Source organism: Hyphomicrobium sp. (assembly GCF_036833075.1).
Taxonomy (GTDB): Bacteria; Pseudomonadota; Alphaproteobacteria; order Rhizobiales; family Hyphomicrobiaceae; genus Hyphomicrobium_C.
In genome coordinates, this window is the sequence record NZ_DAITQL010000106.1 from 1 (window position 1) to 12,228 (window position 12,228).

At 60.7% G+C, this 12,228-nt stretch carries 13 protein-coding genes; 8 read left to right on the top strand and 5 right to left on the bottom strand.

All coding sequences use genetic code 11. The features are described 5' to 3' along the window. The 7 genes from V7082_RS19570 to trbJ form a co-directional block, all read left to right on the top strand. On the top strand, positions 1-636 hold a 636-nt coding region (locus V7082_RS19570; RefSeq protein ID WP_334151184.1), incomplete at its 5' end, for a type IV secretory system conjugative DNA transfer family protein. A 1-nt stretch (position 637) separates the two neighbouring features. Beyond that, positions 638-1,159, top strand: coding sequence for a hypothetical protein (locus V7082_RS19575; RefSeq protein ID WP_271029864.1), 522 nt, complete (start codon positions 638-640; stop codon positions 1,157-1,159). Beyond that, the gene (gene trbB, locus V7082_RS19580; RefSeq protein WP_334151186.1) at positions 1,152-2,141 is read left to right on the top strand and encodes a P-type conjugative transfer ATPase TrbB; all 990 of its coding nucleotides are present in this window, start codon (positions 1,152-1,154) and stop codon (positions 2,139-2,141) included. Before V7082_RS19575 ends, trbB begins: the two co-directional genes overlap by 8 nt. Positions 2,142-2,153: 12 nt before the next feature. Beyond that, the gene (locus V7082_RS19585) at positions 2,154-2,480 is read left to right on the top strand and encodes a TrbC/VirB2 family protein (RefSeq protein ID WP_334151188.1); all 327 of its coding nucleotides are present in this window, start codon (positions 2,154-2,156) and stop codon (positions 2,478-2,480) included. 15 nt (positions 2,481-2,495) lie between these two features. Next, positions 2,496-2,768: a VirB3 family type IV secretion system protein gene (locus V7082_RS19590; RefSeq protein WP_334151190.1), complete on the top strand. Its 273-nt coding sequence runs from the start codon at positions 2,496-2,498 to the stop codon at positions 2,766-2,768. Beyond that, positions 2,762-5,392, top strand: a complete 2,631-nt coding sequence (gene trbE / locus V7082_RS19595; RefSeq protein ID WP_334151191.1) for a conjugal transfer protein TrbE — start codon at positions 2,762-2,764, stop codon at positions 5,390-5,392. The genes V7082_RS19590 and trbE overlap by 7 nt, the downstream gene beginning before the upstream one ends. After that, entirely contained in the window at positions 5,389-6,114 is a 726-nt protein-coding gene (gene trbJ, locus V7082_RS19600; protein ID WP_334151193.1) for a P-type conjugative transfer protein TrbJ, read from the top strand. Before trbE ends, trbJ begins: the two co-directional genes overlap by 4 nt. A 183-nt stretch (positions 6,115-6,297) precedes the next feature. On the opposite strand, the gene V7082_RS19605 is transcribed toward trbJ, so the two are convergent. The 5 genes from V7082_RS19605 to V7082_RS19625 all read right to left on the bottom strand — a co-directional run bounded on the left by V7082_RS19605 (position 6,298) and on the right by V7082_RS19625 (position 11,364). Next, the gene (locus tag V7082_RS19605; protein WP_334151201.1) at positions 6,298-6,789 is read right to left on the bottom strand and encodes a Mov34/MPN/PAD-1 family protein; all 492 of its coding nucleotides are present in this window, start codon (positions 6,787-6,789) and stop codon (positions 6,298-6,300) included. After that, complete coding sequence (locus V7082_RS19610) at positions 6,777-8,474, bottom strand: ThiF family adenylyltransferase (protein ID WP_334151203.1); 1,698 nt, start codon at positions 8,472-8,474, stop codon at positions 6,777-6,779. Before V7082_RS19610 ends, V7082_RS19605 begins: the two co-directional genes overlap by 13 nt. 57 nt (positions 8,475-8,531) lie before the next feature. Continuing rightward, complete coding sequence (locus V7082_RS19615; protein ID WP_334151205.1) at positions 8,532-9,563, bottom strand: cyclic GMP-AMP synthase DncV-like nucleotidyltransferase; 1,032 nt, start codon at positions 9,561-9,563, stop codon at positions 8,532-8,534. Further along, positions 9,556-10,644 carry a patatin-like phospholipase family protein gene (locus V7082_RS19620; RefSeq protein ID WP_334151206.1) on the bottom strand — a complete coding sequence of 363 codons (1,089 nt, stop codon included), beginning with the start codon at positions 10,642-10,644 and terminating at the stop codon, positions 9,556-9,558. The genes V7082_RS19615 and V7082_RS19620 overlap by 8 nt, the downstream gene beginning before the upstream one ends. A gap of 168 nt (positions 10,645-10,812) precedes the next feature. After that, on the bottom strand, positions 10,813-11,364 hold the full coding sequence (locus tag V7082_RS19625) for a hypothetical protein (protein ID WP_334150063.1): 552 nt from the start codon (positions 11,362-11,364) through the stop codon (positions 10,813-10,815). Positions 11,365-11,627: 263 nt separating this feature from the next. Between V7082_RS19625 and V7082_RS19630 the strand changes: the two genes are divergently transcribed. Continuing rightward, a partial coding sequence (locus V7082_RS19630; protein WP_334151208.1) for a tetratricopeptide repeat protein occupies positions 11,628-12,228 on the top strand: 601 nt, incomplete at its 3' end.

Below are 12,228 nucleotides of genomic sequence, written 5' to 3' on the forward strand. Positions count from 1 at the left end.
CCTAATCACGCCAACCTCGACAAATGCCATGTGCGGATCGCCTACGCGCCCAATGACGCGCGCACGGCCCGGCGCCTATCCGATGCACTCGGCACAGCGACCGAGCTACGCGCGCAGACCAACCTCTCCGGCAAGCGCTTCGCAGCCTGGCTATCGCATACGTCCGTCTCCGAGCAGGAAACGCCGCGTCCGCTGTTGACGCCAGGCGAGGTTTTGCAGCTCCCACAAGATGACGCGCTGGTCTTCGTCTCCGGCGTGCCGCCAATCCGCGCGCGAAAGCTCCGCTACTACGACGATCGCAATTTCCTCGAGCGGTGCTTGCCGGCGCCGGAGGTGGCCGGCAGGGAGAAGGGCGACGGTCCGACGCGACCGCACGTCTGGACGGATCGCATCCGCAGTCCCGATCCCCGTCTCGACAAGGCTTGGGCAGACCTCGTGACATCGAGCGGGGGCGATGCGGACGCGCCTCCCCGCACACGAGAGATCGCACGCCGCAAGACCATAAAAACCGAACGGCCGATCGGCGACCTGCCCCTCTTCGCGGCCCAATTGACGGAGCCGACGCCGGAAATCGGAACCGCGCCGGCCGACGACAGTCAGAACGAAATCATCCAGTTCCCGGGGCTGCGTCTCTGACATGAGCAAGAAGCGATACACTCTTTATATATCGCGCCCGCTCGCCCGGCGGTTCGATCTGATCGCGCAGCAGCGCAATGGCGCCAAATCCGCCCTGGTCGAGGAAGCGCTGCGAGCAGCCTTGGAGCCGCAACAGCATGCCGGCCTCGAGGAGGGGCTTGCCCGCCGGCTCAACGAGCTCAACCGCGTCGTCGCCGGACTCCGGCGCGAGATGGCCGTTGCCACCGAAACGCTGGCGATCTTCGTCCGCTACTTCCTGACCGTGACGCCGCCGCTACCGCAGGACGAGCAGGAGCCCGCGCGCCTACTCGGGAGGGAGCGTTACCAGGTGCTCCTCACCGAGGTCGGCCGCCGCGTGGCCGAGAACGAACGTCTCGTTGCGGAAGTCATCGCGACCATTCCCGTGGCGCAGACCGATCTGTTCGCGAAGCCGCCGGACGACACATCGACGACTAGTCATCCCACGGATCGCAACGGCCACGCATCCAGCGCGCATCCCCTCGAGGAGAACGATCATGGCTGACCTCCTGTCCCTACCGGCCGCCGAAGAAGCCCAAGGCCGGCGCCGCCAGATGCTGCGCACCGCCTTCGGCGCCACGATTGCCGCCGCACTGGCAGATCCGACCGTGATCGAGGTCATGGTCAATCCCGACGGCAAGCTCTGGATCGAACGCGCGAGCGTTGGCCGCCAGGACACCGGCGAGCGGCTCGGCAGCACCGAAGTCGAACGCATCATCCGCCTTGTTGCCGCTCACGTCCGCCGCGAGGTCCACGCGCACGCACCGATCGTCTCTGCCGAGCTGCCGGAGACCGGAGAGCGCTTTGAGGGCATCATGCCGCCCGTCGCCACGGCGCCGTGCTTCGCCGTGCGCAAACCCGCCGACGTCCTCTATCGCCTACCGGACTACGTGGCCGCCCGCATCATCTCGCCATTGCAGGCCGATGCATTGCAGGCCGCGATCCGAGACCGGAAAAACATTCTCGTCGTCGGCGGCACCTCCTCGGGCAAGACCACGTTGGTCAATGCGCTCTTAGCGGAAGTCGCCGACTGCAACGAGCGCGTCCTCATCCTGGAGGACACACGCGAGCTCAGGTGCGCCGCGACCGACTGCGTTGCGCTGCGGACCAAGCCGGGCGTCGCATCGCTGGCCGACCTCGTCCGCTCGACCCTGCGCCTCCGGCCGGACCGCATCATCGTCGGCGAGGTGCGTGGCTCAGAGGCGCTCGACATGCTTAAGGCGTGGAACACCGGACACCCCGGCGGCATCACCACGCTCCATGCCAACTCGGCCGAGGCCGGCCTCTACCGCCTCGAGCAGTTGATCCAGGAGACCGTGGTCACGGTCCCTCGTGATCTCATCGTCCAGGCCATCGACATCATCGTGTTCATCGCCGGCCGCGGCAACGCACGCCGCATCGAAACGCTGCTCGAGCTCACCGGCCTCGATGACGACGGCAACTACCAAGTGACGCCGATCGGCCGACCCACCCTGCACACCATCTGACGAGAGGCGCACATGATCCGATCCAAAGCCCGGTTCCTTATGGCGTTGGCCGCCCAGGTCAGCCACGTTGCTGTGCTCGGCACCGCCGCATACGCCGCCGGCTCCGGCATGCCCTGGGAAGCCCCGCTTCAGCGCATCCTCGAGTCGATCGAAGGTCCGGTAGCCAAGGTCATCGCCGTCGTCATCATCATCGTCACCGGTTTGAGCCTCGCCTTCGGCGACATGGGCGGCGGGATGCGCAGACTGATCCAGATCGTGTTCGGACTCTCCATCGCCTTCGCCGCTACGTCGTTCTTCCTCTCGTTCTTCTCCTTTGCCGGCGGCGCACTCATCCACTGACCAAGGAACCGCCTCATGCGTCACCCATCGAGCCTCGTACCGGGCTACGAGGTCATCCTGCATCGCTCCCTGACGGAACCAATCCTGCTCGCCGGCGCCCCGCGCAGCTTCGCGATCCTCAACGGCACGATGGCCGCCGCCATCGGGCTGGGACTCCGGCTCTGGATCGTCGGACTTCTGATCTGGCTCGCCGGCCACGCCGCCGCCGTCTGGATCACCCGCAAGGACCCGGCCTTCCTGACCGTCCTGTCCCGTCACGCCCGTCACAAGGGAGCCCTCTCATGCTGAACCTTGCCGAGTACCGCAAGCAGACGACCAGCCTCGCCGACTACCTCCCGTGGGCGTGTCTGGTCGCGCCCGGTGTCGTGCTGAACAAGGACGGATCGTTCCAGCGCACCATCCGCTATCGCGGACCCGATCTCGATAGCGCCACACAGGCCGAGCTCGTCTCGGTCACGGCGCGGCTCAACAACATCCTGAAGCGGTTCGGCTCTGGATGGGCGCTCTTCTTCGAGGCCGAGCGAATTCCTGCCAACCAATATCCCGGGGCGCGATTTGAGGACGCTGCGTCCTGGCTCGTCGACCAGGAGCGTCATGCCGCCTTCAGTGCCGACGGCACGCATTTCGAGAGCCGCTACTACCTCACATTCCTCTACCTGCCGCCGCCGGAACGCGAATCGCAGGCCGAACGGCTCCTGTACGAGCGCAGCGCCGAGGCGAACATCGAGACCACGCCCCGCGCGCAGCTCGCCTGGTTCATTACCGAAACCGACCGTGCGCTCCAGATGCTTGCTTCTATTCTTCCCGAGGCCGAAGCGCTCGACGACATGGGGACGCTGACCTACCTGCACGGCACCATCTCCGACACGCGCCATCCTGTGGCCGTTCCGGACATCCCGGCCCACCTCGACGCCATCCTCTGTGATCGGCAGTTTCTCGGCGGTGTCGACCCGAAACTCGGCAGTCAGCACCTGAGGATCCTGAGCGTGCTCGGCTTCCCGAACGCGACCGTGCCGGGACTGCTCGACGCACTGAACGACCTCGGCTTCTCCTACCGCTGGACCACGCGCTGGATCGGGATCGATAAGACCGAAGCCGCACGCAACTTGTCTCGGCTCAGGCGTCAGTGGTTTGCCAAGCGCAAATCCGTCGCCGCCGTGCTCCGCGAGGTCATGTTCAACCGCGAGTCGGCCCTCGTCGACACGGACGCCGACAACAAGGCCATGGATGCCGATGAGGCCCTGCAGGAGCTCGGCGCCGACGACGTGGCATTCGGCTATCTCACCACGGCAATCGTCATCGCCGACGCAAACCTGCAGCTCGCCAACGAGAAGCTGCTCGCCGTCGAGCGCATCATCAACACCCGCGGCTTCGCCACCATCCGCGAGACCCTGAACGCCGTCGATGCCTGGCTCGGCTCCCTTCCCGGCAACCCCTACGCCAACGTCCGCCAGCCGATCGTGCATACGATCAACCTAGCGCACATGATGCCGGTCTCGGCCGTCTGGGCCGGACCGACCATGAACCGGCACCTCAACGCACCACCGCTGATGGTGACGGAGACGCGCGGCAGTACGCCGTTCCGGCTCGATCTCCATGTCGACGATGTTGGCCACACGCTCGTAGTCGGCCCCACGGGATCGGGCAAGTCCGTGCTCCTATCCCTGCTCGCCCTGCAGTTCCGCCGTTTCATCGGCGCGCAAGTCATCATGTTCGACCGCGGACGCTCAGCACGGGCCAGCACGCTTGCCATGAATGGCGCCAGTGTCGAGCTCGGCCTCGAGGGATCACTGTCCTTACAACCGCTGTCCCGCATCGATGAACCCGGCGAGATCGCCTTCGCCCTGCAATGGGTGACCGCTCTGCTCACTGCCGAAGGCGTGCGCGTGACGCCGGACGTGAAGGATGCCGTGTGGACAGCGCTGCAGAGTCTCGCTTCGGCGCCCAAGGTCGAGCGCACGCTAACCGGCCTCGCCGTGCTCATCCAATCGGCGCCCCTCGTGGCGGCACTGTCGCCCTACGCTCTGGAAGGCGCCTACGGCAGGCTCCTCGATGGCGCGTCCGAACAGATCGCTGCCGCGGATGTTCTGCATATCGAGCTCGAGGCGCTGATGGGACACAAGGCGCTGATCCCGCCGGTCCTGACCTACCTGTTCCATCGCCTGGAGGAGCGCTTCGACGGCCGACCGACGCTACTGGTCCTCGACGAGGCCTGGACCTTCCTCGACGATGCGTTGTTCGCGGCCCGCATCCGTGAATGGCTGAAGACGCTGCGCAAGAAGAACGTCTCCGTCGTGTTCGCCACCCAATCATTGGCTGATGTCGAGCGCTCGACAATTGCGCCAGCACTGATCGAGAGCTGCCCGACGCGCATCTTCCTGCCCAACGATCGCGCCCGCGAGCCGCAGGCCAGAGCGGTATACGAGCGCTTCGGTCTCAATGAGCGCCAGATCGAGATCCTCTCCGTCGCGGCGCCCAAGCGCGACTATTACGCCCAAACCGCCCGCGGCAATCGCCTGTTCGAGCTCGGCCTCGGCCCGGTGGCGCTGACACTCTGCGGCGCCTCCTCGCCCGACGACCAGAAGCTCGTCGACCACTGCGTGCAGGAGGATCCCGCCAGCGGGTTCACAACGCGGTTCCTGACGGCGAAAGGTCTCACCTGGGCGGCCGACCTGATCCAACAATGGCAACCTCCGGCGACGCCACCACCGCTCCAGGCGTCAGTGGCTGCACGGAACACAACCCCGTCCGTGAGACCGCCAGCGGAAGCAGCCAATGCCGACGATCACGAGCTGCCGGCATTGGCGATTGGGAAGACGCCGCTTCCGGGACTGCCAGGAGGTCCGCCCATAGCTGAACGCCTCTCTCCATTCCGGGCCGTGCCCAGCAAATCAAGGAGGAACAACCGATGAAGCTTGTCCACAAGGTCCTTACCACGATGCCGATCGCGTTCGGTCTAGTGGCCAATTCCGCGACACCTTCTCTCGCGCAGTACACTGTCTTCGACCCCAGCAACTACAGCCAGAATCTGCTGTCGGCGGCACGGGCACTCGAGCAGATCAACAATCAAATCCGCACCCTTCAGAACGAAGCCCAGATGATCTTGCGCATGGATCAGAACCTCATGCGCCTTCAAGGGACGTTGTCGCCGGACCTTCAGCGATCACTCACGGACATCCAGACCCAGCTTCGCGCCGGAGAAGGCATTGCCATGCGGCTGCAGGAAACGCAGAATAATTACCAGCAGATGTTTCCGAAGGAGGCGTCAGCCGAGCTGACCTACGACGATGCCCTGCGCAATGCACGCACGCGATGGGAAGAGAGCTACGCGGCCTTCCAGCGCACCGCTCTTCTGCAGGGCCAGATCGCCGACGGGATCGAGAATGACATGCACCTGCTGGGCGACGCCTTGAGCCGTTCGCGCGACGCGGCCGGCGCACTGGAAGCCACACAAGCCGGAAACGAACTCACGGGACTCGGAGTCAAACAGTCGCTCGCACTCCAAGGCTTGGTCGCGGCTCAGGCACGAGCCGAAACCGTCGCGCGCGCACGAGAGCTCGCGACGGAGGATGAAGGTCGGCAACGGTTTAAGTCGTTTGTCGGGGTCGGAACGGGATATATGTCCAGCAAATAAGCATCCATAAAGTTGGATGGCCAGCGCCGTTATGGAACCAGCTTGATATCGACGCAAAGCCGAGAAAGCCGACGTCCGTGGAACCGTTCATCCGGCTTCGTATCCAATGTGTGGGAATGGCTGCTAGGAGAAGCAGACACATGCTTGCATTTCTATCGGGGCAGACCGAGCGCAAGCAGTTAATCAGTTGCGAAACACAAGTCGCTCGGTTGAACCATCCCGTGCATGGAATGAGACCCAAAGGCCGTCCTGAGTATCGATTGTGCCAACAATCACCATCAAGAACCCCGGCAACTGATGCTTCGACGATTTCACTAGATCGACCATGCTGCTCAAATCAAGCGAAGATGGCGTGGGACTGTCCTCTGGATGAGTGTGCCAATCTCCTACGTAGTGAAGCCCGTCACTAAAGGATATATTAATCTCGGCTTGATCGTCCTTGCGGCTCGGAAAAAAGTGAAACCGTCGACGATAATCGCTGCGTCGCGGTCCTGTAGCTTTGATGATTTCCCAGCTCTTTCCGTTGATACGGGCAAACAGTTGACCGCCTGCCTCGGATTTCCAGAACGCATCTTGCTTGTTTTTTTGGAAGTGCTGAAGAACTTCGGAGCTGAATGACGCCTCGATAGGTGGTGCTTCAAGATACAGGACGTGACCGGGTTCTAAGAATGGCATGAGCATCCTTCTTTTTCCGGCCAAGCACACGGCACTATCGTTCCTCCGGCAGGCGGCGAACCGTGCTCGGCAATCCAGCTCGGACTCCAATCGGCATCGGCAGCGTTCAAGTTCGCCTTTGGACATACCCATACGCGGTGGACTGCGGCCTTTGCTTTGCCGAGCAGAACATCGAGGGCAGTGCCTGCGATCATTGCCTGTGCGGGTGCCATATCGATGGCGCCATACAGACTTATACCTCCACCACACCCTGCAGGTATTCCGTTCGATCCCCGAACGACAGAGAACAGCGGCTCCCCTGTCACGCTGAAACCACATCGGAAACAAGGGGAATTGGAATCGAGCGCTACTGCATGGGCTGCAAGGGCTGATTCCTCCAGCCAGCCATATAAGACCGGAACTGGAAGTGCTCCACTCTGCTGAAGGTCGCTCAGTGCACTCTCTGCATTCCAGTTGGCACACGTTGTAACAATAAGATCTGATGCCTCGAAGATTTGGCGGTTCTGCCTGTAAAGATCCAGCCACGTCGTTGGGTAACCTGAGACTTGAGCCAATGGGTACTTGGCCTGGAATTCTGAGGTAAGGGCTTCCGCCTTATTGTGCGCCACCGACGTCGCTCCGAGTTCATGGCGCTCGATATTCACCCATCCCATCGTATCAGGGTCGATAAGGAAAATCTCTTCTACGCCGCTTTGGAGGAGCAGCTTCGCTATTCCAGATCCAAGTGAGCCACATCCTATCAACACTACCTTCTTCGAGGATAACTCTGCCGGCAGGTACGAGGGACGGCGCGATTTTGCACCATCGACCTCGTCAACGCGCATCCTCTTAAGCTGCAGTCGTTGGGCCAAGATGGCAGGAGGAACTTTGCCAGGCCTGAAACCCTTGTTGAGAGGGTCCTCTACTTTTCTCCCGGGCCGATAGGGCGCCGACTTTTCCTCAATCCTTATTCCACCTATGCCAGCAGGCCTGTTGCCTCCCGCAGGCCCCATCAGCACCCCCGCAACCGGCAAGTTCGGGTTGGTCAGAAGCTCATCGAGTACTTGAAGCCCATCATCGGAATTGCTTGCAACGAACCGCCGCAATTCATCGACTGACGTGGGGTACTCATCTGGCCGTGGAAGCCGCTTCATCCAAATGGCGAACGCAGGCTTCAGCACTGCGTTTGCAGAACGCTTCGTGTTCTTCAGAAAGCGCGTCAGAAGTGCCGCATCGTCCGCGACGTAAGTAATGTTACCTGACCAACCAACAATTTTCCTGCTCGGCCCCTTGGGAGCGACCAGTGTGCGAAGGGGAACCTCATCCTGTTCTTCACGCCGCCAGTAGGCACCAAAATCGTGCTGAAAATCGGCGTCGTTTTCCTTGGCCACGTTGCCCTCAAGAAGGCTAACGGCCTCGCGGTACACATATTCGACCACACCGACGGGGTTTAGCGTGTCAAACTGCCCCCCATCACCCGCTATACATATCTTCCCCTTATCCTCTAGGTGCGGTCCGCTTAGGAGCAACGGTCGACCCTCAATAATGAGGCGCGGCTCCGAATAGGGAAAATCCTGATCAAGCACCAAATGGAGGCTTCCACTCTCTTCAAAGGGAAGCCTCCACCCGATGGCTGCGTTCGCGACAGGAGTTGCGTCAAGCTCCTGCGTGGATAGTTGACTCGCTTCCTTGAATTTGGATTCCACCCATCGGCTGACCTGGTCCAGGGCAGCTTTGTGGTTCTCTAGTGGTGAGGCCACGGGTCAACCAAACCTTCCATAACGACCGCCACCTTGCTTCTGAACCGGTGCGGTGGGGCCACCACCCACAAAAACACGTTCCCCACCTTGAGGCTCCGGCTGTTCGGAGAACCAATCAGTGTTGAAGACCTTGTCCCATGCCTTCATTGCTTCGGCATGTGTGCACTCAGCCTCGTCCAGCACATCAAGGTGCGGCAGGTTCTCTTTCAATTTCTCGCGAAGGAACGGGAGGCGAGGATCATCGACCCCGCTAATAACTTCCCCAGTGAGTGTCGGGTGGGCAACATCCTTCTGTGCCCGCGCCTCAATGTTACTCATGACAATGCGCAGGGAGATGTCATCCCGACCACTGTGGGGGTAGAAGTGATCGGAAACCAGCTTGGTGATCATGAACCCCGTGGCAATCTTGCCCTTCCAGGAAGGTCTGCTGCGGGCAAACATCTTCAGCAGCTTGACGACCCTAAGGTATTGCCCCTCGCTGTCATCGAAATCTGGGCTCAGGTTCTTATTCTGCCTCTTGAACCATTTCGTCACCTCCTTCGGGTCGGATGACTTCCAATCGGCGCTGGCAAGCTCATACCTTTTGGTCTCTATACCGGTCCACTCGTCCTTTTCGACGATTTCGCGATACGACGGCACATCAACATGGAAGCCCTCGTTGTAGTATACGCGCACACAGTTCTTCAGCGCTTCAGGCTGCTTAGTGAACCGGTCGTCTTGTAAGGCATCGCAGACCATCTGGCGGACAGCCAGCGCGCTCATTTCCCCACCTTGCGGGCCTACAAGAGCATCCTTGCGAAAGTAGGCTCCATCGTCGATATCGTAATCATTGTCCGCATCTTGGATCATCGTGCGCATGGCGTATGAGCCTTGGGACCACATTCCGTAGGGTTGTGGTTTCTCATCCGCCTCAAGCCCGCCTTTCAACCTTTGACGGTTCGTATTCCGGCGGTCGCGCATCTCCGTGCGCTCTTCCGATGGAAGAGCCACTTTCTTATTGTAAAATTTCAGGATCTGGGCGGAAGTATCATGCATTTTCTTGATCTTTCTTCATTTCTGGAATGGCATTGAACAATCTTAAAATGGCCCCGCCTTCACTATCCTTCGCGTCATCGCATCGGCTCTTTGTAATGTCCACATCCGTTCGAGCTTGGCCCACAAGGGCGTCCATCGCTGCCTTGCTGGTGTTGTCGAGGTCCAGATAAGGCATCACAGATGCCGCAACCTTGTCGCTGGGAAAGCGGCAAACGTTCACTGCGCGGCCATGCCTGTGAAGCTCGTTGGCGAGAAGTCTGGCCATGTGATCGAAGGCCGTTTCCTGAGCGGCAATACCAAGCTGGGCAGCTTTTGCCCCGAACCGCCAGTCATACAAGCTCCGGTCGAGATCGGCGGAATCCACATGCTCGCCCTCGGGGCGTGGACATGTGCCCATGGCAAAGATGTCAATCTCGGTCTCCCGCGCAGTTGCTCGTAGAGCATCTAGCATCCCAACGAGTACGGGGTTGTTTGCCCACAGCCCGCCGTCGGCAAATACCCGCGGCGGATCTAGACCGTCCGCTGGCTTAAAGGATGCTAAGGATCGAAAAACCGGAGCGGCTGAGGATGCGAGGCAAGCATCCACCAAGCGGGTGTTGTCATCCCTGTCTCCGCCAAGGTGTGCGGATTTGAATACGAAAGCGCGGTGGCGGCTCAATTCGACGGTGGGTATGGCGAGAGCAATACCGCGGCGCGCATAGAGCTCTCCAATGGTGGTTTGACCGAAAATACCGGTAAGGCCTTCTTCCAGGGCTTTCGCACCCCGTTGCAACCTGCTCCTTCTCCCAAAAAAGTTCAAAACGACCTTTAGCCCATCGTAGACAGGCTGCTCAAATATTCTTGGCCCATACTCTCGGTAGAGCCCAACCACCCTGTCCATACGAACGCCCGCCGCCAGGGCGCAGGCAATCATTGCCCCAGTGCTCGTCCCGACAATGAGGTCAAATCCTTTGCCGAGATCGAGGTATTCAACGTTGCGGCGATGTGAGAAGGAATCGATAAGGCCATGCAGATAAGCGGCGGTATAGATGCCGCGCATGCCGCCACCGTCGAGACTGAGTACGCGATATCGTTCCGCCATGCCTTCCCCGACAACGGGCTCGGCGAACCGAGCGCCAACCTTACCAAGCTATTCACCACGTCCCCTATTCCAATCACTCCGCGAGCGTGCCATGGGCGACCCAATACCACTATTTCCGACGACTACCGCTAATGGGTCAGCTCTCTCCTCAGCTTCACCCGTAAAGCGTCAAGGCGCAAATTTTGATGCGAGGCGTGAAAGGAAACTTCTCTGCGGCCTCAGCATGCCGAGCATCGCCTCTTTACTCGGCACGCCTTCAGCTTGTGCAAAATACTCCCGCGCCGCGCGCCGGTATTGTTCGTCATTCGGGATCGGGAGCCTCATAAAGGGGCCGTTATCGTCGAACAGCGTCAACCGCATCATCTTGCACTTGTTCAGCGTTGCCAGAAACGACTCCGATCCCTCCCTCTCCATCGGCATGATCATTAGCGCCCCGTTGCCGGAAGGTCCGCAGCGCACCGTAACCACTTTCGCTTCTGCCGGAGCATCGTCGGCCGCCAGTTGCGCCGGAACGTAGCCGGGATCGCCCTCTAAATAGTTCGGATAGAGGTGAAGACTGATATGCGTGTGGTAGCCGCCCAGCACCATGTTCGGCGAGGTGTCGATATGGATCTGCAGGATGTGCTCGGCCCCGTCTCCCATCAGGCCGGTGTAGCCGAACTGCTTTTTCAGCGTCCCGTCATGAACGATCCAATCCGATTGCTGTATGTGGAGTGGCATTGCTGGCTCCCCCGAATGTCTGGACTCGCTTTCTTGATGCTAGCCTCATTCCATCAAGTGCGCGGCACCTCGGCCGGCGCTTTGCGGTGGAAAACCATCCGTCTACCACGCCCGACCTTCACCTCACACATCCCCCATCCGATTATCGTCGCTCTATGCGCCCGGCGTACTGACTGAAATCGTTTCGAAACTACGCCGCAAAGGCGCTCCATTGCCATTTTCAACATCCGGCGTGACATTGTCATCAGACCGGGAGGCTGCGATTGGGGCCTGAAGACCAGATCAGAGACCTGGATCTGTTGAGCGCCAAGCTCTACAGCCAGGGCCGGTTTGCTGAATCCCTAGCGAACCTCGAACAGGTTGTCCGGCTGATCGAACAGCACCGCGGCCCCTCCGATGCCAGCCTCGGCTCTCCTTTGCATAATCTGGCGTTGCTCTATGAGCGCCTCAACAAAGCCGCAGAAGCGGAACGCGCTTTCCGACGTTCCTTGGCTGTCATGGCAGGGACGTCTCGTGCCGCCGATCTTGCCCGTACCCATCATGCCCTTGCCGGCATGTTGGTGCGCCAAGGACGCGGCCGGGAAGCAGAAGAGCTCTTGCGGGAAGCGTTGCATGCTCTGGCGCCAGTGCGCGATGCGCATCCGGATCTGGCCGGGTGGATCGCGGTAGACCTGGCGCACCAGTTGATGGCGCGGCACCTTCCGGCAGCGGCGCTGCCATTCCAGGAAGCCGCCCTTACTTCGCTCATCGCCGCATTCGGCCCGGAATGCGAGCACGCAGGCTCAGCCCACAACAATCTCGCAGTCACACTGCTGGCTTTGAACCGAAATGATGAAGCCGAACGCCATTTCCGCCAGTCCCTCC

What these genes read in the sequence shown, in the direction of transcription:
- V7082_RS19620 (WP_334151206.1), bottom strand. Translation starts at nt 10,644, where the DNA reads ATGGCGGAACGATATCGCGTACTCAGTCTCGACGGTGGCGGCATGCGC.
- trbE (WP_334151191.1), top strand. Translation starts at nt 2,762, where the DNA reads ATGCTGAACCTTGCCGAGTACCGCAAGCAGACGACCAGCCTCGCCGAC.
- V7082_RS19625 (WP_334150063.1), bottom strand. Translation starts at nt 11,364, where the DNA reads ATGCCACTCCACATACAGCAATCGGATTGGATCGTTCATGACGGGACG.
- trbJ (WP_334151193.1), top strand. Translation starts at nt 5,389, where the DNA reads ATGAAGCTTGTCCACAAGGTCCTTACCACGATGCCGATCGCGTTCGGT.
- V7082_RS19590 (WP_334151190.1), top strand. Translation starts at nt 2,496, where the DNA reads ATGCGTCACCCATCGAGCCTCGTACCGGGCTACGAGGTCATCCTGCAT.
- V7082_RS19615 (WP_334151205.1), bottom strand. Translation starts at nt 9,563, where the DNA reads ATGCATGATACTTCCGCCCAGATCCTGAAATTTTACAATAAGAAAGTG.
- V7082_RS19575 (WP_271029864.1), top strand. Translation starts at nt 638, where the DNA reads ATGAGCAAGAAGCGATACACTCTTTATATATCGCGCCCGCTCGCCCGG.
- V7082_RS19585 (WP_334151188.1), top strand. Translation starts at nt 2,154, where the DNA reads ATGATCCGATCCAAAGCCCGGTTCCTTATGGCGTTGGCCGCCCAGGTC.
- V7082_RS19605 (WP_334151201.1), bottom strand. Translation starts at nt 6,789, where the DNA reads ATGCCATTCTTAGAACCCGGTCACGTCCTGTATCTTGAAGCACCACCT.
- trbB (WP_334151186.1), top strand. Translation starts at nt 1,152, where the DNA reads ATGGCTGACCTCCTGTCCCTACCGGCCGCCGAAGAAGCCCAAGGCCGG.